At 39.7% G+C, this 20,763-nt stretch carries 16 protein-coding genes and 2 pseudogenes; 14 read left to right on the forward strand and 4 right to left on the reverse strand.

Annotation, left to right across the window (positions count from 1 at the left end; translation table 11 throughout):
- Positions 1–11 precede the first annotated feature (11 nt).
- Positions 12–2,321, forward strand: a complete 2,310-nt coding sequence (locus B050_RS0108450; RefSeq protein ID WP_018473477.1) for an FdhF/YdeP family oxidoreductase — start codon at positions 12–14, stop codon at positions 2,319–2,321.
- 368 nt (positions 2,322–2,689) lie between these two features.
- Here the strand turns inward: B050_RS0108450 and B050_RS22850 are convergent, their stop codons facing one another.
- On the reverse strand, positions 2,690–3,643 hold the full coding sequence (locus B050_RS22850; protein ID WP_157492614.1) for a tail fiber protein: 954 nt from the start codon (positions 3,641–3,643) through the stop codon (positions 2,690–2,692).
- 11 nt (positions 3,644–3,654) lie between these two features.
- Positions 3,655–4,662 carry a pyocin knob domain-containing protein gene (locus B050_RS22855; RefSeq protein WP_018473479.1) on the reverse strand — a complete coding sequence of 336 codons (1,008 nt, stop codon included), beginning with the start codon at positions 4,660–4,662 and terminating at the stop codon, positions 3,655–3,657.
- A gap of 1,676 nt (positions 4,663–6,338) precedes the next feature.
- Here B050_RS22855 and B050_RS0108465 point away from each other — a divergent pair.
- The 3 genes and pseudogenes from B050_RS0108465 to B050_RS0108485 all read left to right on the forward strand — a co-directional run bounded on the left by B050_RS0108465 (position 6,339) and on the right by B050_RS0108485 (position 9,491).
- Positions 6,339–7,403, forward strand: a complete 1,065-nt coding sequence (locus tag B050_RS0108465; RefSeq protein ID WP_018473480.1) for a serine aminopeptidase domain-containing protein — start codon at positions 6,339–6,341, stop codon at positions 7,401–7,403.
- Positions 7,404–8,313: 910 nt separating this feature from the next.
- Positions 8,314–9,144, forward strand: a pseudogene (locus B050_RS0108480) (RHS repeat-associated core domain-containing protein); the annotation flags it as partial.
- 26 nt (positions 9,145–9,170) lie between these two features.
- Positions 9,171–9,491 carry a hypothetical protein gene (locus B050_RS0108485; protein ID WP_157492616.1) on the forward strand — a complete coding sequence of 107 codons (321 nt, stop codon included), beginning with the start codon at positions 9,171–9,173 and terminating at the stop codon, positions 9,489–9,491.
- A 928-nt stretch (positions 9,492–10,419) separates the two neighbouring features.
- Here B050_RS0108485 and B050_RS23740 read toward each other — a convergent pair.
- Positions 10,420–10,548, reverse strand: a complete 129-nt coding sequence (locus B050_RS23740) for a hypothetical protein (RefSeq protein ID WP_262485347.1) — start codon at positions 10,546–10,548, stop codon at positions 10,420–10,422.
- 89 nt (positions 10,549–10,637) lie between these two features.
- Here B050_RS23740 and B050_RS22860 point away from each other — a divergent pair, with 89 nt between their 5' ends.
- The 8 genes and pseudogenes from B050_RS22860 (at position 10,638) to B050_RS0108545 (ending at position 17,541) form a co-directional block, all read left to right on the forward strand.
- Positions 10,638–12,497 (forward strand): RHS repeat-associated core domain-containing protein, encoded by a 1,860-nt coding sequence (locus tag B050_RS22860; RefSeq protein ID WP_018473488.1) that lies wholly within the window; start codon positions 10,638–10,640, stop codon positions 12,495–12,497.
- 7 nt (positions 12,498–12,504) lie between these two features.
- The gene (locus tag B050_RS0108510) at positions 12,505–13,008 is read left to right on the forward strand and encodes a hypothetical protein (RefSeq protein WP_018473489.1); all 504 of its coding nucleotides are present in this window, start codon (positions 12,505–12,507) and stop codon (positions 13,006–13,008) included.
- Positions 13,009–13,344: 336 nt separating this feature from the next.
- Positions 13,345–13,881 (forward strand): hypothetical protein, encoded by a 537-nt coding sequence (locus tag B050_RS0108515; RefSeq protein WP_018473490.1) that lies wholly within the window; start codon positions 13,345–13,347, stop codon positions 13,879–13,881.
- Between the two features lie 379 nt (positions 13,882–14,260).
- The gene (locus B050_RS23405; protein ID WP_157492619.1) at positions 14,261–14,437 is read left to right on the forward strand and encodes a hypothetical protein; all 177 of its coding nucleotides are present in this window, start codon (positions 14,261–14,263) and stop codon (positions 14,435–14,437) included.
- 13 nt (positions 14,438–14,450) lie between these two features.
- Complete coding sequence (locus B050_RS0108520) at positions 14,451–14,906, forward strand: hypothetical protein (RefSeq protein WP_018473491.1); 456 nt, start codon at positions 14,451–14,453, stop codon at positions 14,904–14,906.
- Position 14,907: 1 nt separating this feature from the next.
- Positions 14,908–15,411 carry a hypothetical protein gene (locus tag B050_RS0108525; protein WP_018473492.1) on the forward strand — a complete coding sequence of 168 codons (504 nt, stop codon included), beginning with the start codon at positions 14,908–14,910 and terminating at the stop codon, positions 15,409–15,411.
- 225 nt (positions 15,412–15,636) lie between these two features.
- On the forward strand, positions 15,637–16,083 hold the full coding sequence (locus B050_RS0108535; RefSeq protein ID WP_018473494.1) for a hypothetical protein: 447 nt from the start codon (positions 15,637–15,639) through the stop codon (positions 16,081–16,083).
- Positions 16,084–16,323: 240 nt separating this feature from the next.
- Positions 16,324–17,541: pseudogene (locus B050_RS0108545) on the forward strand (ISL3 family transposase).
- A 93-nt stretch (positions 17,542–17,634) separates the two neighbouring features.
- On the opposite strand, the gene B050_RS0108550 reads toward B050_RS0108545, so the two are convergent.
- A complete protein-coding gene (locus B050_RS0108550; protein WP_018473497.1) occupies positions 17,635–18,156 on the reverse strand; it encodes a hypothetical protein in 522 nt (173 codons plus the stop codon).
- A 387-nt stretch (positions 18,157–18,543) separates the two neighbouring features.
- Between B050_RS0108550 and B050_RS22865 the strand changes: the two genes are divergently transcribed.
- Both B050_RS22865 and B050_RS0108560 read left to right on the forward strand, forming a co-directional pair.
- On the forward strand, positions 18,544–19,677 hold the full coding sequence (locus B050_RS22865; protein WP_018473498.1) for a LamG domain-containing protein: 1,134 nt from the start codon (positions 18,544–18,546) through the stop codon (positions 19,675–19,677).
- A gap of 69 nt (positions 19,678–19,746) precedes the next feature.
- Complete coding sequence (locus B050_RS0108560) at positions 19,747–20,742, forward strand: LamG domain-containing protein (RefSeq protein ID WP_018473499.1); 996 nt, start codon at positions 19,747–19,749, stop codon at positions 20,740–20,742.
- Positions 20,743–20,763 lie beyond the last annotated feature (21 nt).

Raw genomic sequence — 20,763 nt, forward strand, 5'->3', positions numbered from 1 at the left:
AATCACCAATTATGGAAGTGGAGAAAATCAGAAAAGTATCGTTTACAGGACCTATAATGCCCGATGGAGGAAGTTTTGGGAGTCCTAAAGTTTACGCAGCAGGTATTCCTGCGGTGAAGGTGGCCCTGGAGCATGCCTTAAAAGAAATGGGCTTAAAGCGATCTGTGCTGACCCTCTCCAAACTTAATCAGCAGGAGGGGATAGACTGCCCAGGCTGTGCCTGGCCAGATCCCGAAAAGCGAAGCCCCTTAGGGGAGTTTTGCGAAAATGGAGTGAAAGCCATCGCTGAGGAGGCCACCAATCAGCGTGTAGATCCGGCTTTTTTTGAGAAATATTCTGTCGAAGAAATGGCCTCTTGGTCTGACTATCAGATTGGCAAGAGTGGAAGGATCACCCATCCTATGGTCCTTCGGCCAGGTTCTTTGCACTACCAGGCCATATCCTGGGCAGAGGCTTTTGACCTTATTGCCGAGGAGCTACACGGTTTGGACCATCCTGATGAAGCTGTTTTTTATACCTCAGGAAGGTCAAGTAATGAAGCTGCATTTCTATATGGCTTGTTTATCAGGGCCTTTGGAACTAATAATATGCCCGATTGCTCGAATATGTGTCATGAATCCTCAGGCGTTGCCCTTACCGAAACTCTGGGGATCGGCAAGGGATCGGTGACTTTGGAGGATATGTACCTCGCGGATGTGGTCATGATCCTGGGACAAAACCCCGGCACCAATCACCCCAGGATGCTGTCTGCTCTAGAGAAATGTAAGGGGAATGGAGGCAAAATAATCTCCATAAACCCACTTAAAGAAGCGGGTTTGGTGCGATTTAAGAATCCTCAGGAAATCATTGGGATGATCGGGCAGGGCACAGGTCTCACCGACCTGTATCTTCAGGTGAAGATCAATCAGGATGTCGCTTTATTAAAATTGATCCTAAAAAAACTATATCATAAAGAACTACAGGAATCAGGGATTTTTGATTGGGAATTTATCCAGGAAAAGACCCAGGGAGTAGAGGCTTTTTTGGAGGACCTAAAAAGATATTCTTCCGAGGAGCTGCTGCGTTCCTGCGGGCTGGATGAGGAGCAGGTGGATGAGGCAGTGGAAATCATTGCGGCCGGCAAAAAGCTGATCATCTGCTGGGCGATGGGGCTTACTCAACATAAAAATGGGGTGGACAATATTCAGGAATGTGTCAATTTACTCCTGCTAAAAGGCAGTATAGGAAAGCCAGGCGCGGGCACCTGCCCCGTTCGCGGCCATAGCAATGTGCAGGGGGATCGCACGGTGGGGATTACCCACCATGTTTCACCACGTCTCAATGCGGCATACCAAAGGGTGTTTAATTTTATCCCTCCCACCAAGGTAGGCTTGGACGTGGTGCATGCGATACAGGCCATGCATGAGAAGAAGGCGAAAATTTTTGTAGCCTTGGGAGGCAATTTCCTTTCGGCTGCCAGCGATACTCACTATACAGGTGCCGCCCTGCAAAACTGCCGCCTCACGGTTCAGATTAGCACTAAGCTGAATAGAAGTCATCTGGTGACTGGCAAAACAGCCTTGATCCTGCCCTCCCTGGGCCGCACAGAACAGGACCTGGAAGGAGGAGCCAAAAGGTATATTACAGTAGAAAATAGCATGGGCAGAGTACATCGCTCTCAGGGGAGGCTGCAGCCGGCTTCAGACCAACTCAAAAGTGAACCAGCGATCATCGCCACTATGGCCAAGGCCTATTTCAAAGATACTGGAAGCATCGATTGGGAGGCATTAGGAGAAGATTATGATCTGATTCGGGAAAAAATAGCCCAGGTATTTGGAGGATTTGAGGACTATTCAGAGCGATCGGCAGGGGCAGGTTTCGACTTGCCCAACAATTCCCGGGAAGCAGATTTTTCCTCCTTGCCGGGAGGCAAAGCCCATTTTACCCGTTGCCAGCTACCCAATCATCAGCTGACCAATGCCAAATACCTACTGATGAGCATACGGTCTCATGATCAGTTTAATACGACCATCTATGGCCTAAATGACCGGTATCGTGGCGTGAAAATGGAGCGTAGAGTGCTATTTATGAACCCGCAGGATGTCGCAGAAGAAGGCCTGAAGAAGATGGATGTCGTTGATCTCATAAGTAAGTACGATGGCCAAATTCGTAAAGCCGAGAACTTCCTGATATTCCCCTATGACATCCCTCAAGGAAACCTGGCGGCCTATTTCCCCGAAACCAATGTACTGGTGCCCATCCATCATTTTGCAGACAAAAGCCATACCCCGATCAGCAAATCAATAGAGGTAGATATCCTCCCCAAACCCAATTCCCAATAGCCTGGGCCAAAATACGGGTTGGAGTATGAATTAAAAGAGGCAATATGAGCTAGATGAAGAAAGGGTAAGGGGGGATAGTTTTAAAGTTTAGCTGGCAGTTTTATAATGCTGCTGTCTAGGGTAGCAGCCTCCCTTTTACTTGCTGCAGTCTTCGATCTCACCCTAGCGGTGTAATGCTTCTGCCTCAAAACAGCCTGATATTCATTAAGTTTCAGCCCTCATTCTGATAACTAATGCATAATGCTGGCTAAAAGGGGGGACTATGGACGAATGGAGGGTGAAAATTTAAATCATTCATTATTTCCAAAGGAGCGGGGATTGGGTTGATTTTTTGGACAATACCGAGTGCATCACATATAACCTGATTTTCATTCCACCTTGCTACTGATGCCTATCAGTTCTTTTTGAAGCAGCTTGTTTTCAATTTCCAGCAACTGGACTTTTTTATTCAAATCGATTACATATAAGGTTAATTCCTCGATTTTCTGTAGAAGCGTGGCATCCATTTTCCCAAGTTCAATACCATTTTCTATCACCTCTTTTTCACTAGGTACATCTGGCAGATGCTTGTGCTGTATTATAAAAAGTTCGACCTCTTGAAGTGAAGGAAGGGAGTAATTATCATTAAACACAAAATCCGACCAACTGCTGGATTCTACTTTTACCTCCCGGGCGCCTATAGAGCCATGTACTGCCAATTTATGGGAGCCCATTGATGTGGTACCTATCCCGATTTGATTAGAGGTGTTGATGGTGAAAACCTGGGACTTATTAGAGTAATTATAAAAGATAAAACTCCCGGAATTGATAGGATAGTTGGAGATAAATCCCCATTTGTTCTCATTGGCATTCATAAACCGAATTACGGATGCATTTGCGGTGGAACTGGTATTGATATGAATGTCTGAGTTCTCGTTGGGGGCAGACTTTACCTCTAAACGCGCGCTAGGATTGGTAGTGCCTATCCCTACATTTTTGGTAATATAGTGTGAAAAGATAGAAATATATTTTTCATCTTGTGCTCCCAAAGGCAAAGTAGGCCCCTCCATACCAGCCCCAATACCAAAACCAGTAGGAAGTGTTACTAAGTCAACATAGGAGTTATGCCGTCCTATTCGGATTCCAGTCATGGTATCGGTACTTAAAGAGTGAAAGCGGGAAATGTATTTAGTGTCAGAATGGACCGATAAGGGCATATCAGGTGTTGCGACATTTATTCCAACATTATCGGTGGTAATAATAGAGCTGCCTTTGTCGGTCCATTGGGCAAAGGATGGCAATGAAATCACTGTAAGGAGCGAAGTAATAATTAGTAGTTTCATAGGGTGTATTTTTAGTTTGAAAGTAAGGCGGTGAGAATCTCTTCCAGCTTTGTAATCTTTTGTTCTAGCATTTCCATCTTTTTCTCCGTGGCCTTTAAAGTCTGATTTTCTACTTTGAGCGCATCCAATTCGTCTTGTTGTTGAATGGTGTGGAGGGTAAGTTCTTCAATCTTTTTCAGGAGCCTCATATCCATGTCTCCAAGATCAAAACCGTTTTCGGCAATTTCAGCCGCTGAGGGGATTTCAGGCAGGTGTTTGTGTTCTTGAATATAGGCTTTCGTGTCTTTAATAGTTCTCAAATTATAACTCTCTTCGAATACATAGTCTGGGACAGTTATATCGGTTTTGACTTTAACTTCCTTGGCAAGGATATTTCCATTAACAGATAGCTTAGCGATAGGATCAGACATTCCAATCCCAACATTACCTGAATTTTCACCGGCATAGGGGATCGTTAAGACCTCTTTATCGGTACCGTTAAGCCTGGTTCTTAAAGTGAATTTATCAGTGATACCGTTTAGAGATAAGCGTACTCCGTGAGAGGAAGGCCCTTCATAAATATTGATATACGCTTGTTCTTCCAAATTAAATTCCCTAGACCCTATGCGCATGCCCGATGACGAAATGTCCAATGATTCTAAAGGGGAGTTGGTGCCTATACCTACCTGACCATTACCGTCGTCCACAATCACCTTTTTCCATTTTTGCCAGGTACTATTGGTGTGAAACCTAAGCCACATCTCCTGCCGGTTTAGGCCAAAAGCCAGCTGGGCATCATACCTGGAGTCTGCAAACTGCGTTTGAAACATCGTCCACCAGTTTTGTTCATTGGGCCAATTATTTAATGTCGTTGGGCCCATAGTGGAATTTCGCCATACCGCAGTGGCTTCTCCAATTGCATTATTTGCATCATTGCCAGGAATAGTTACCTTCATTTTTACTGGAATATCCTGAGCATAAGATATATGACTATATAAGATTGTCAGTAAGAAGAGAATGAAGTAGTTGTATTTTTTCATAGTTGTCTTTAATTAATTGAATAGTGTCCTATTGTTTGATAGAAAGAATTATGATAATAGTCTTTACCCCACATGGCTTTCTATCTTGCACCATTGCACCTACCTATACAATATCGATAGGACCATTTCCTCGGCAATTGATTTCACGAAATTCAGAAAGGCCAAATGAATAAAGATTCTTGTGCCACCTTAGTTAAATAGTTTTTTAGTGGTTGATTTTTATTATTTCAATAGTGAAATTCTATATAGTGTAGGTATAAAAATAAATTGGTATATGAATAAGGTAAAATGTATTTTGTAATAATTGATAAATGGAATTGGTTTTAAAAATAAATATTATTATTTAAAATAAAAGTTATTTTGATGAAATTAATTTTAAAATTTGATTTTTTTTGAGTGGTTGATTAGAGGTTCTGGTTTTATTAATAATGTATGATGGAATTATGATGTATAAATATGAATTGAGCTAAAATATGGGTTAGTGGCAATGTGATTTTTATATTTATTCTTAAATTATATTTGATATAAGACAGGTTTTGAGATAATATCAATAGAATTTTAGATTATAAAAATAATGCTAATATAGCTTCATGATAAAAGGAGGGAGTAGAAATACAGTTAGAGATAGGCTTTAGCCTTAAGAAAGACTTCTATCCTTGCTTTCGAAAGTGTTGATTTGGTATCCAAAATATTTGACAATCAGTATAGACCTACTTTCTAGTGACAGAATAGAGTAATGGATCATAGATCTAATGAAGTCATGAATCAAATCCCTATGTTGAACCTGTTTTTAAGTAGTTTATGTATTTTTTTTAAATTTTCACCTTGTTTTTAATAAAATTCATGATTTTTTATAAATAGGTAGCTATATAAAAAAAACAGCTTTTATAGTGCTCACAAAGAGAGGTTATGATGGTAAAAAAAAATAGTTTTGAAGGTAAAAAAAAATCAATTGGTTAGGAATGATTTACAGTTATGTCAAGTCCACACATGAGTTCGGATTTATCTTTGAACAAAATATAATCAATATTGAAATTATTTTCCCACACCTCCCTAAAATTTATCTAGTCAATTAGTACCAGTTTTAAGTCTGAAAAGAATGGTCTTAGTTAATGTTTGCATTAATAGACGCAAATAAATGGTAAAAATGCATTATTGATTTCTGATTTTATTTTTTGATGGATTTTAATATTTTATTTAAACTTTTGTTTTAATTTTTTTTTTTATATTTTTGATAACGATATGAGTTTTAAGATTTGTATCAATTTGTTAGGTTTGTGTCTATTGTTTTTAAGTGGATCTAAGGTTAATGCGGTAGTGTGAAATATTTAATAAGTTTATCTGTTTGGGTCAATTGGTGATTTTGCAATGGAATGAGAGGTTTAATCTTTAAATAATTACCGTTTATTTTCCTGATCAATTTAAAAAGTATACAGAAATATTAACGCTTTTATAAACCAAGAAAAACAAATCTTAAAATATAATAATTATCTAAGTTCTTTGCTAAAAGAAAATATTAATGGAATGCAAGACAAAAATATTTTAAAGAAAAAGTATTTTAGTAATACCTCATTATTGAACATGGAAGAGCTAGTACTTTTAAACTGAAACCAAAACTAAATATTAATTAATCTTGTGAAAAAAAACTCAGAACAACATATCCTAGAAATTTAATTATGAAAGCATTTAATTTCGGACATAAAAATATCCTGAAAAGAATACTAATATATACAATCTATTTAACTTTAACGATTTCCACTTGTTTTTCACAAAGTGTACTAAGCCATGAGAGAGAAGTAGCGAGTCCTGAAAATTATAATTTTGTAGATATTGAATTCGATAATGAGGAGGAAGGTTTTACACTATCGGGTACTTTGATAACACCAAAATCCAAATTTGATAAAATATTAGTTATTGTCCCAGGTACTGGTAAAGATGGAAGGAATAGTCATTTTAAACTAGTAGATAGTTTATTACAAAACAATGTAGCAGTATATAGGTATGACGAGAGAGGCGTTGGTAAATCTCAAGGGAAATACTCTAACCTATATCTATTTTCCAATATAAGAAAGTACAATGACTTGTATTATTGCTTAAACAAATTGCGTGAAATCGATGAAATTAAAGAAAAAAAAATTGGAGTACTAGGCCACAGTGAGGGAGGATTGGCTTCTATTGAAGCATATGAAAAGGGTGCACAAATTGATTTTTTCATACAGTGGGCAGTACCTATTAAACCTTATGATACTGTTAGATTTCAATATGAAAAAGGATCCAATAAGGGATTTTTTAAAACTTTAAAAATCCCCTCTGATAGACATGCGGAATTTATCGATCTAGTCAATACTACTATCCAATTAAATAAGTATGAAAAAAATTCAAAAATCAGGAAAGTAATTGATAAAGCAGCAAAATCTTCGGGTTTCAACAAAGGGGATTATCAAGAGTACTTATCCAGCACCCTATTTATAAGTTTGCTTAAAAAAGATTATGAAGCAACATATAAAAATATAGAAAGTCCAGTATTTTATATAATAGGCTCAATGGATGAAATAGTAGACCCAATCAAAAACACACAAATTTTAAGAGAAATTAAAAATAACAATATTGATATTTGTGTTATGCCCAACTTATACCATATGCTTAGTAAGGAGAAATTCAGTGAACCAGGGCCCAAAGTATACTTAATTGAAGACGAGGCCAATAGTAAAATAATCCAATGGATCACAAAATCTTTTTAAACCTAACCTAATAACGAATTATGAAATTCTAACTAAAAATAGAATTATACAATAAGAGAATATAAATAAATTGGAGAAAGCCGAAAATCCATTTAAGAGTAGGCGCCATTTAGGGCAAAATAAGCCAGAGGACTGGCGATTTTCAACAATGAGCGCTTTTTGTTATGAGGTAAGCATCTTGCGACCACTTGATGAGAGTCGGACATTTTTGATTAGTTCTTCGATCATTTTGTTCCTAGTTTAGGCAACAAAACCAGTCCAGTTATTTAAGCAGTTAGGAACAGGTTGTTTATTATCATCCTGATGGTGCAATTAATTACACCGAGGTTTACAACAAAAAAGGAAAGCTTAAGAAAACAATAAATGAATAGAATGAAAAATCCTGGTATTGTCCAGGCTTTTTTGCTTTATAAAGCAGCTATATTTTTATTAAAGAAGTCCTGGAACTTCTTTTTAATCAGCATGGTATCAATCATTTTAAAAATCACATTCTGACATCATCTTCGTGCTAATTGATCAATATTAATTGTTGGGTCAATGGTTCATCTTCAGTTACCACTTCAGGGATGCCTTCTTCGAGATTGATAAGCTGGTCAGTAGTCATGGTAAATAGTTTAGCCAATTTGTAAAGAGCTTCAATAGAGAGCTGTCGTTAACCATTTTCGATTTTATTGTAGTTGGACTGATCCAGACCTACTACCTGCTTTCGCAGCATACCATTTTCTTCCCTGGCCTTCTTAATATTCTATCCGATCAGGATTATAAAACTTAGATATGTGTATATTGATGTACCTTGGCACACAGGCCTATCAAATGAAACTGGATCCCGCATTGAAGTGTTTTTCGATGATTTTAAAGTAAGTCATGAAAACAGCCTGATCGTGCAGAAGGATGATTTTATCCTTTCGGCCCCAGCTTTAACTCGTATACAAGGCCGGGTTCAGTGGGGCAGAAGTACCTTTATCAGGGCAAGGATCGCCAGGAACTGACAGGCTGGGATGACTTTGGAGCGAGGATGTATGACCCCGCTATAGGTAGGTGGGGAGTTGTGGATCCGATGGCGGAAATCTATCAGGCGTTCAGTCCTTACAATTATACGTTGAATAACCCTATAAAACTGATTGACCCCGATGGGATGTGGCCGGATAGTCCTATTCCTGTGAGTAATCCTTTTATAAGAGCGATGTTTGATCCTGAAGTATTGCAACATATTGAATCAGCCAGGTCAAGTGCATCAAATATCTTCACTGGAAGTATTAAAATAGGTGAAAAGGCAGGTCCAGGAATAAGTGGGTCGGTAACGTTGGGGCCTGTAAAGGGAGATATTGATTTAGGTACGGTCAGTGTTGGCTTAAGCACAAATGTTTCCAATGGAGGAGAGCTTGAGGGCAATGCCAATATAACAGTTGGAGATGCTTCAGCTTCTTTAAGTGTAAAAGATACAAAACTGGAAGGGACTGCCAGTGCTTTTGAAGTGAATGCGGACTATTCATCTTCAGAAGGGATCGATGTTTCAGCAGAAGGGTTAAAATTAGATGGAAGTTTCAACGAAGGGACAACTGGGGTTGAAGCAACCAATGAGGACCTAACAATTGGGGGAGAGGCGAAAATAGGCAAAGTAGTTAAAGTTGGGGGATCCATTAGTTTAGGAGATGTTTATGATACCGTAAAAAGTACTGCTGAAGCGACAGGAGCATATTTAGAGGCTTTAAGGAATGAGTTTTCAGAATCCTTATATTAGAAATGGAGAATGTTAAATTGAAGGTTATGCGTAGTACCAAGGAGCTAATTAAATCATTGAGCACAAAAAGCCTATTTAAACTTATAGGGATTTGTTGTTCCGCTTTCTATATTCCCGTGGCCATCATTATGGCATTTTTGGCGTTAGCTGGAATAGTTCCAGCTAACCTGAATGGACGGGAATTGACGGGATTCTTAGGGTTTATTGTTCCTTTGTTTACAGCCCCAATATTTATAGCAATCCTAACCGTTGCTCATTGGGCTGTTTTAGCCATAGGGCTGGCCATAGCCAAGTATTGGTTTAGGAAACGGGAAGATAAAATAAAAGGAAACTCTGTTCAGATTTAATTGAGGGACTTGGATGAGTCCACAAGCTCATCAAGTAAATCGTCATCAAACAGGAAGTTTTGTGCCTTCCAATTATTGTCGGGGTTGTAAAAGATAAAAGTAAACCTGATAGGTTGGAGATCGTATTTCATTACATATGAATATAAAATCACTGAATCTCCAACTTTCTTAGTGGCAATAAGTTCATTACCATGAAATTCCCCTAATAATTTAATAGAGCGAGTTAATTGATTTTTTTAAATTTTCTATTTGGGAAGATGATGTATCGGATAACTTATTAGTGGAAAAAAGGTAGTCCAAAGCTTCCGAAGCTTTATTCTTTTCAAACATGGAGAAAAAATTATCAACAATTTTTTCAGGAGAATCCTGTGCTTGGCAAGTAAATGAAAAAGGCGATTGATAGAATTATAAGGTAGATGATATTGAAGGTGCAGGTAATGTTCATTCTGAAGTAGGAAATGTTGCGACTTCTCACGGAAATGCTTCATTTACTAGAGAGGTTGGAGCGTTTCTTTTTGCGGTATCAAGCGGTGATGGTGACAAGACAAAGACTGTAGAGGCGTTTAAGAAAAAGATGGAGGAGCTGGGAATTGAATTTACTTTTAAGAGAAATAATGATAAGAGTTGTTCTTCTTGTGCTTGTTAATGTGGCATTGTTTGCTGGGTTAAGAATATTAAGTGTTTTGATGTCTTTCTTGTTTGGCATTGGAGCAAGTGCTTCAAGCGAAAAGTATACGGACTATATTCTGATTCTAGCATTAATTATTCAACTGCTGACAATATGGTTCCTCTATAATAGAGGTAAATTCATTAAGAATGGGTTGGAGTTTGCAATACTAATTCTGATACCCATGGTATTGTTCGTGTTAGGATATTTTAATATGATACCGTTTTAAATTTATTGTCCTTGTTGAGAGAGATGAATAAATCAAACATCTTGAAGGACACCCTTGCGTGTGTCCTTTAGTTTTTTCTTGCCTACAAAGGCATCAAGTATAGTGAAGATGGTTTTACGCTCATCATCAGAAAGGTTTTCCATCAAGCGTATTTTTTTCATCAATATTTTATCGTAAGAGTTCACCTCCTGAATCGTATTGGTAGTGAATAGTTCAGCTAATTCTACACCAAGAGCCGGAGAATTCCCATGTGGAATCCAAGCAGTTCAAACAGTACGAGCAGGCTACGAAAATAGGGGAGCCACTGTTTGACCACACAGACTCCAAGGAAAGCCAATATGCCATGCGTCTCAGCGGTGGCCAGGGAGAGAATATCGGCATAGCCCGATCGGTAAGCGTTTTACCTGGAGATACAGTAAGAATGCGGGTATTCGGCAAATACCTGGATCTAGACAAAAAGAAAATGAATCCGGCGGTAATGGCCCTGGTGTCTTCGATGACAGGGGCGAATGCCGCATCGGGCATCGATGGAGGAGCAGCTTCCGCTGCAGCCAGGTCCATGGAAAATGCCAGTCCCTTTGCCGGAATGCTGGGCAGCAAGGACAATGATGGGGAGGCACCGCCCTCTTACCTAAACTACCTCTTCTTCGATAAGGACCATAACTACAAGCACGGAGGCTATGTGCAGATGAGCGAGGCGGCACGGGAAGATGGGACCAATGTCGCCCATGAAGAACTTTTTCAAGAAGTGGTCGCAGAAGAGCCGGGGTATTATTATATTTATACCAGTAATGACAGTCCGACTGCGTCGGAAGCGTTCTTTGATGATTTCAGTGTGCAGGTAGCAGAAGGGCCGGTGATCCAGATGACGGACTATTATCCGTATGGATTGATAGCCGAAAACTGGGTTAGGGAAGGGGAAGCGTTTACGAAGGAACTGTTCCAGTCCAAGACCCTTGATGATAAGACAGGCTGGTACGATTTTCATGCTCGGCAATATGACCCGGCATTGGGAAGGTGGTTTGCGGTGGATCCGCAGAACCAGTTTATGAGTCCATACCTGGCCATGGGGAATAATCCTGTAATGGGGATTGATCCCGACGGTGAGTTTGTATTTAGTGCAATACTCCCAGGAGTGGGAACAATAATCGATGCGGCATTGTGGGGAGCTGTACTTGGAGCGGGATCCTCAGCAGCAATGTATGCTACCTCCACTGCAATTTCAGGAAGACAATGGGACTGGGGACAGTTCGGAAGTCAGGTTGGTAGGGGAGCTGCCTTGGGAGGTTTATCTGCAGGGGCGAGCCTAGGTTTTTCCGCTGGGTTGAATGCTTTAGGTGTGGGAGTTCAGGCGTCCAATACAATTGGAGGTGCAATGGGTTCGCTTACAAGTACTTTTGCGGGTGAAGGAATGCCTAGCAATCCACTGGAATGGGCGCGAGCACTTGGAGGTGCTGCATTGAGCGGTAATGCCATGGCCAATGCGAACCCTCTAGGCTTGTCTCAAGGCTATGATGCCACTGCGGTAGATTATGATCAGTTTTACTTGGGAGGGAACTATGTTGATTTAGCTCCTCAAACCATTTCTTCTCTTAAAGGATTTGATGCAGCTGATTGGCATAAACTCTTAGCCAGTGGGCTCAATCCTGTAGCTGGTGGGGTATATGGAGCACATGAGGCATTTGCCAGTAATCCTTTCGGTGGGGCGATATTGAGCATTCCTGAGATGGTTGGAGGGGAGATGGTGTTCAGTGCGGCAATTAGAGGGGTAAGGGCTTTGTCTGCCGCTAAGGGGGTAAATCCATTTGGTCTTAGAGGTGGTTATGGTGTTTTTGGAAAAAACGGGCTGAAAATAGGGAATTATAAAATAGAAGCCCTTTATGCCAACCCAGCAGCTGGTTCAAGAGCTGGAACTATATTTTTTGCTAAGCAGATGAAACCAGGTGGAGCGTTATGGAGATGGGATTATGGAAAGTTGCATTCAACTGGTAAAATGGGGTTACATTCAAGTGTAAGATTCCATTGGAACGGGGTGAAGTATGGTAGTGCAGCTCAAAGAACATGGTATCCATCATCTTTCAAGGCACCATTTTTTAATCCAATCAAATAAAATAGTAATGGATATTAAAACTCATAAGAATGAAAATAATCAACTCCTTTCTATAAAAGGAGTTGATTATGATTATCAAAGCAAACAGTTTATTTTGAAGTTATTGAATAAACTTATTCAGTTTGCGGGTAATGTTTTGATTCAGTTGAGAAGAAATAATTATGAAGATTCATCAATAGATAAATTAAAAAAAGAAGGTGTATCACTTGGTGTAAAGAGCTTGAAAGTTGATTCAAATTTATTTGAAATTTCATTCAATTTTAATGCTGCTAAATCGAAAGAAGAATTACTACCTTTAATAGTTGATTTGTGGTATTGTTTTCAGCAGCCAGTATATTATTTTTTCACAAATGAAGAAAGGTTAGAATATAACAATGAGATTTTACTAAATAATAATTTATCATGGAAAGAAGTTGTTGATTTATCAAACTCATATGTGATGTTTAAAGGAGCGGAAGAGGATGTTATATGGATAGGCAAAAGTGATGAATTGGAATTTGATTTAGAGTGAAATTGCCGCTAAGACGAGTACGCAGGGTGGATTGAATCTTTTCAAATGGGGCGCACCTCAAACTGGTAAAAATGTTGGATGGAAGACAGGGGATTATATGCTCCACTTGCCAAATAAAGGAACTTAAACTGGAAAGCGAACTATGGAGCTTTAAGAAGAGAGATGGGGTTAGGTAAACCCATTTTTGATTCGTATCGAACAACAGGTGGAAACCTGATTCCTACGAAAGGGTTCTTGAATGCGGAAAGGTCAATCCTTCAAGGTAGAGGATGGATTTATAACCCAAGTAAAGGGGCATGGATGCCACCAGGATTTTAAATAAGGAGGTTATAGCACATGGAATTCAATAAACTTATATCTGAAAAACTTCACCCATTATTCATAGAGAATGGGTTTAAACTAACTGAGCAATCAAAGCATATTGTTAATTATGAATCGGGTAGTTTGGTTGTTGCAATGGTTCATAACCCACGTGAGAACTCAAATACTCTATGGATTGGTAGAGACGGTTTTCAAGAAGTTGAAATTGACAATCAAGTAATGAAGGAGTTTTTTAACTCTGATTTGAAACTTTGTAACCTTCCTCAAGAGACTTTTGTAAACAATGTATTCTTGTTTTTTGTAGGGGACGGAGAAGGTTTAATAAAAGGAAATGAATCTGATGTAATTAGTCTTGAAAAGTTCAGCGAGAGAAGAAGTAGTGAATACACGGAAAGCCTAATAAATAAACAATCTTTGGAGGCAGCTAACAAAGCGTGGAAAGAAGGAAATTACACAGATGTTATCAGGCATTTGAAAAAGGTAGATGAAGAGAGTTTACCAACCTCTTTCAAGCAGAAATATAAAATTGCACAAAAGCGATTAAGTAATTAAATCAAAGCCATCCTTCGGGGTGGCTTTTTTATTGAATAGCGACACTATCCCTGAATAGCTTTTAGCTTCACATTGTTAATAATAGCATCTAGAATGTAGAGAGAGACATTGCTTATTCAGTTCAGGAAATATTGAAATATCATTTAGCTGTCTCATCATAGAAGGGTCTTTGAGCAGTTCTCTATCCTTAGTCTCCCCAAGCAAATAGCCACGATCCGGTCTATGACCGACCTGTCCAGCTCCAGTCTGTTTTCCCCACCTCGTTGTTCTGCCAACTGTGCTGCGGAACCTTTCAAGTTGAGTTTCCAACTCAATACCTTATCCCCATGCTTGTAAGGCCATGGCAGGTACATAAAGGTAGGAAGAACTTTTTCAAGAAGTGGTCGCAGAAGAACCGGGGTATTATTATATTTATACCAGTAATGACAGTCCGACTGCGTCGGAAGCGTTCTTTGATGATTTCAGTGTGCAGGTAGCTGAAGGGCCGGTGATCCAGATGACGGACTATTATCCGTATGGATTGATAGCCGAAAACTGGGTTAGGAGCAATTGCTAATGCAGGAGATATTTTGGCTGGCTTCCAACCAAGCGAAGTACAACTTAACACAGAAAATTCTGACGCTATTGGGCATAGCGCATTGACTAAAGTAAGAGAAACCAACCCTCATAATTCTTTTGTATCAGATGGCCCTGACCCAGGAGGGAAATGGATATTCAATCCATTTAAGTTTAATAAGGGAACAAATGACTGGAAAAATAATGTAGATGCTGGTGGGGATGTTTCAAAGGTTACGGTTAAGGGGATTAATCTAAGGATTGCTAAATACGGAGCGGGGCTTGATAAAAGTGTTAAATACAATTTATACTGTAGTAGTTGTGTTAATCATACGGCAAGGGCTTTAACCATTGCTGGCGCACCCTCAATCGGAATCCATCTGTTTATATTGAATGCTCAAATGTACATGAGAAGTATAGGAGCAAGACCATCATTATTTTCATATCATTTGCACAATAGTTATAGATAATATGGTAAAGTCATTTTTAGCAATATTATTAATGGGATTGCTATCCTATAATAATCAACTGGAAGAAATTTATATTGGGAAATCTTTTTCTTGGAAGGTTTATTATGACCCAACTAAATCACAGCCTATTGTAGAAATAAGTGGAATTAAGTATGGTTATCTTGACCACCTTCAACGTGAAAACGAGACTCTAGCAAAGAGTGAAATAGGTGAGTTGTATATTAGAGGGGATGATATGTATTATAAGAATGCAGCACTAAAAATTAATGTTAAGCTTAAGAAGAAAAGCTACTCATCGGAGATCGACAATCAAAGATTGAAGGTTTTTGAAATCAATGCATTTAATGAAATCTCAAGCCTTAAAGACTCGTTGAAAGTTGGTGATTATAAATTTGATTGGCAGGTAAAGGAAGATTACATCTTTTATCGAGACACCGACACTATTCCTGATAACTACGAGCCGAGTTACAAAAAGAAATTTTACAGCAATTTGAAGCCCGACTAGTTCGGGCTTTTTACTACCTCTCTGTCCACTTCTTCGGATCGAGGTAGGTATGGAAAACAGCCCTTACGGTTACGGTTTTATCATCTTCATTGATCGTGGAGTGGATCATATGTATCCGTCCGATTCCCTGAAATTCCAAGCACAATTCCTATGGGTTCCTCGGACGGATACTATTAAAATACCTCCAACAAAAGTAGATATTATCAGACCTAAAGATATTAACCAATGACAGAGAGAGAATTTTTAAAAATTGAGGTATTGAAACTTCTTAATGAGAAGATAAAGCCTTTTGATTTTAAGTTACTAAGGTCTGCGTGTGAGTTTTTACAAAAAACAGAATTTGGATGGAATAAATATCAAATTGTTTTTCTAGTCCGGGAAAATGGTGGTTGGGAACTTAAGCCAAGTTTATTGATACGTTTTGATGTTGTTGAAGATATTTTTCACCGTATTTCAGAATTTGATAAGAAATATCAAAAAGGCACACCAACAATAGGCACTGCGATAGAAGATATGGACAATTATAAAGGAATTAATGCAAGATTTGAATTAACAAATGAAAATCAAATTAATAGTATCGTAGATAATTTATTTGATTTGTTTGAAAATGTTGCGTTGCCTTTTTTTGTGAAGTTTGACAACTTGTCTGCAATTGACGAGCAACTTAATTAAAATATAAATGACACATCGCTTACAGGTGATATTTTTAAGGGGACAAAATCGTTAATAATCGCAAAATTGACGAAAAGGAGTGATTTTGATGAACTTAAGAATGTTTATCATTCTTACTATAAATGTTTTGCTGATGGCTTTTATTTGCCTGAGTATTTAAGGTTAAAGGAATTATTAAGGCTCTATAGGATTTGTAGTGGGTAATATACAACTAAACTAGTAATAGATTAATTTTGCTAGATGAACAGTACGCAGATTTTCGAGATGGCTTTGGGGTTGGAAAAGCCTTGGTTTATTACAAAGGTTGATATGGTTAAGCCAGAGTCTGGTGGTCAGGGACAACTTGACATTTAACTTGATTTTGAAAAGGGATTTAAGTTTCCTGGGGGGAAAACCCATGATACGGTGGAGCGCACTTGGCAGCATCTTAACTTTTTTCAGCATACTTGTTTCCTTCATGCCAGAGTGCCTCGAGTTCAGACATCAGAGGGAAGCACCCGAATGGTCAACGTTTCGTGGGCTCGTCCCGAAATTGGATTTACCTTGCTGTTTGAAGCATTCAGCATGCTACTGATCGAATCGGAAATGCCTGTAAGTAAAGCGGCTGATATCATGGATGTGTATCCGCAGCGTTTATGGAATGTGTTTTCTTACTGGATTGGAAAAGCTCACCAAAACGATTGCCAGTCTGAGACCACGGTTTTGGGAATTGATGAGACCTCCTCAAAAAAAGGCCATAACTACGTGACAGTAGCAGTAGACATGGACGAAAGAAGAGTCATTTATGCAGTCCCCGGAAAGGGAGCAGACACCATCGATGCTATTGCCGGACATCTTGAATCGAAAGGATGCAAGCGGGAACAAATCAAACAAACGTGTATAGATATGTCGCCTGCGTTCATCTCAGGCATCCTGCATAACTTCAAGAAGGCATCGATAACATTCGATAAGTTCCATGTGGTCAAGATTATCAATGAAGCCATGGATAAGGTGAGAAAGCTGGAAAGGAATGAGTTTGCAATGCTGAAAGGATACAAATACACCTTTATGAAAAGCGATAACAAGCTCAGTGAACAAGCCAAGGAAGCAAAATATGATATCCTGACCCTATTGCCCAACATAGCCAATGCGTACAGGCTCAAAGAGCTCTTTGCTGAATTCTGGACATTCAAAACCAAAGAGGAAGCGGGAGCATACCTGTCCTATTGGTGCGATTTAGTAGAGGAATCAAAAATATTCCCTTTCATAAAAGCTGCTAAAAGCCTAAAAGCTCATTGGTTCGGAATCGTCAACTACTCGGAAACAAACCTAAACAACGGTATCTTGGAAGGTATCAACTCTAAAATACAACTAGCAAAAAAAAGAGCACGAGGTTACAGAAATATCAACAACTTTATCAATATGATTTACTTCATTGCTGGCAAACTCAAATTCGACTACCCACTATATTCCACTTAGAGCCAATAAATATTTGCGATCGGCTAAGGATTATTTGAGAAAAATCTACGGAAAGTACATGGGGGAATAAAATAAAGATTACTAAGAAGTAAGCTAATGAGTGTTTTTCAAGCTTAATAGACGATTGTGAAAATTTTCTAAACTTGAAAGTATATTTTCTAATATATTGATATCGACTACTTCTAGGTTGCTAATCTTTAATGATATTTTGTTAGGCTCTATTTCAATATTTGTTTCATTTTTGTTGAATAATGAGATTGTAGGTTCATTATTCAAAGTTTTTTTAAGTAAGTCATTTTTGGGCTCGCAAATAATTTTGCCAGAAAGAGGGAAGAAAAAGTTCATGATTGAATGGGCTCTTTTGATGGTGTATTTTTGATCGCTAATCGTTTCCTCTTCTTCAAGTATAATTGTCAGTTTATTAGTTTTGTTATTATAGCTGGCAGTATGCGATCTTACTTCCTCAAAATTAAGGGAATAACTACTGTTGTTAGCAGAGAAATCAAATGATATAATATGCCTTTCTCCTGTTAAGAATTTTTTTTCTGATTCGTTTAGAGTTGTGCCATTTTTTTTAGCAAAATAAGCAAGGGAATCAAAGGATTTTCTATCCATAAGTTTCTTGTATTTGTAGTGATAATAAGTTTGAGTGTTAATGTTAAGAGGTAGTATATGATTTTTTCTTCAACTTCACTAACTGCTTGTAATAATCTATACTTCTAGAAGAACCTAGGAATATAGAGGGGCTTAGACTTCAAGGGCCTGAAGAAAAGGTTGAATATGCAGAGGGTAAGATCAAGTATACAGAGCCGACCCGAGTCGATAGGGGGGTAGGGCATTTTGGCATGGCCTGAGAGAGAGATAATTATGGCCAGAAACATTTATACCAGACCAAAACACATTTGAAGCAGAAATCTGAAGGGATTTAGGAGAACTTTAGTGCCGTTGTAGAAATAGTATTGCAACGCAAAACAATAATAAACCTAAAATTTCCGATGATCTATGTACTATCCATCTAGCTTCCGAAAGCGGGTCTATCGCGGCTTTCTTGAAATCAAAAGGCTGATTTATAATAGCAAACCCATTATGATGGCTCCCGAGATGTGCGTCATTCCACTGGAAGGCCAGGGCAGTATCACTGCAACTATGGAGGGATTGGCCAAGCCAGCGCTTCCTGCATCTCTAAAACATACCAGGCTCTCACTTTCTATCATATTAGCGGTACTTTCTGTTTCCTGCACTAGCCAGGCGGAGCCTACCTCTGTGGATAGCTCCGCAGATCAAAGAATTATTTCCCCTAGCTTCTTACCGGGACAGGATCCTTTGAATTCTACTGCCTCATGGTCCCTGGTCGGAGACCTGTCGGATGAATTTGATCAGCGGGATTCCCGATCTTCATCCGGATTGAATGTCGATAAATGGACCAATGGCCCCACAGAATATTTCCCCTGGCAGGGATCCACCCAATGCCTTTTTAGCCCATCCACTGTGCAGGTCGATCAGGTGCTGGCCGGAGCAGCGACCATCACTGTACAGCAGCTAGCCGAAAAGCAAGGGGATAGGGAATATGCCGGGGGAATCATCCGATCCACCGCCACTGCCAAGCCGGGCATGTATATGGAAGCGCGCATGCGCGCTAATAAGACACAGATGTCTTCCTCTTTTTGGCTGATCAATGTGCGGAAATACATAGAGGAGGAATGCAAGCGTACTACCGAACTGGATATTCAGGAAAGTGTGGGCCAGCGTGGACCTCTAGCCGAGGAATGGTCCACCCATTGGGATCAGATGATGCATAGCAATGTCCTCAATCGGGAAACCACCGAAGCCTGCTCGCCACTCGAAAATGCTAGAAATCAAAACAAAAAATTGCTCAGCCAATTAGCATCAGAGGATTTCCAGGTGTTTGGCTGCTGGTGGAAGGATCCCAATACCTTCATCTTCTTCCTAAATGGCGAAGAAGTGTACCAGCTTCATCCCAAAAGTGGAGAATTTATCTTCCCCATGTTTATCACGCTTTCCAGCAATGTCTATGACTGGAACAAATACCCCAAGGACCAGGAAGGAATGGCTGGCTTCAGCGAAATCGATCGATCCACGGCCATCGACTGGGTGCGGACCTGGTCGGTCAATTGAAATGATGAATTAATACTCGCAGCTATTTTAACAATAAAACCTAAACAATAGAACCAGAAAAAAAACACAATGAAAAAATACACCAAATTGACATGGAATATCCCCTTCCTGACCAAGCTATGGAGGGGGAGGAATTTTAGCTTTGCCACATCTTTTGTCCTGATGGCCACCTGCTCAGTGGCATGCACCTCAGCAGCGGATGAAGGTCCTGAAATCACAGAGGACTATGATTCTGCGCACCTTACCCTAGCCACGGGTCCTTACTTCCTTCCTGGCGAGGATATTACCCCCGCAGGAAAGTCATGGGCTAAAGTGGAGAATATGTCCGACGAATTTGATGCCGCCACCATCAACACCAGTAAATGGCAGTTGGACCCTGTCGGGAACGGTTGGAACTGGATTGGAAGACCTCCGGGCTTATTTCAGCCCGAAAATGTATCCATCGAAAATGGCAAAATGACCATCACCGTAGGCGAGCTCGATCAGCCCCAGACCATTAATGGGAATGAATTCTTATACAAAGGAGCCATCGTAAGGTCCATCAACCCAGGACAAGTGGGCTGGTATTATGAAACAAAGATGAAGGCCAACAAAACGGAAATGTCATCGACATTTTGGCTGATGACTAAATATGATTGTGAGAAAAAACTGGAATTGGACATTCAGGAATGTGTAGGCGTGGTATCCCCACAAGCCGCCACCTGGGTCAATGGCTGGGACAAAATCTTCCACTCCAACTGCATCCACCGCCAGACCACCTGCGTGGACCATTATCAGCTCCAAAATTCAATTAAACCCTTCACCGAAAATCATCAAAGATACTTCGTCTATGCCGCATGGTGGAAGTCAAAGGATGAAGTGCAGTTTTTCCTTGATGGTAAATATGCCTACTCTATCCATCCTGAAGTGGACTGGGATATGCCCGCTTATCTGCAGATGGCCATCGAAACGTACGACTGGAATCCCGTACCTGCTGATGGGGGAGCTGTCGCCAGCGCCCCTTTGGCAGAACGGAAAACTCAGTATGAGTGGATAAGAACGTGGAAGTTGGAACCCACCCAATGATTTGATCTCATCTCACCGGGT

The organism is Echinicola pacifica DSM 19836, assembly GCF_000373245.1.
Taxonomy (GTDB): Bacteria; Bacteroidota; Bacteroidia; order Cytophagales; family Cyclobacteriaceae; genus Echinicola; species Echinicola pacifica.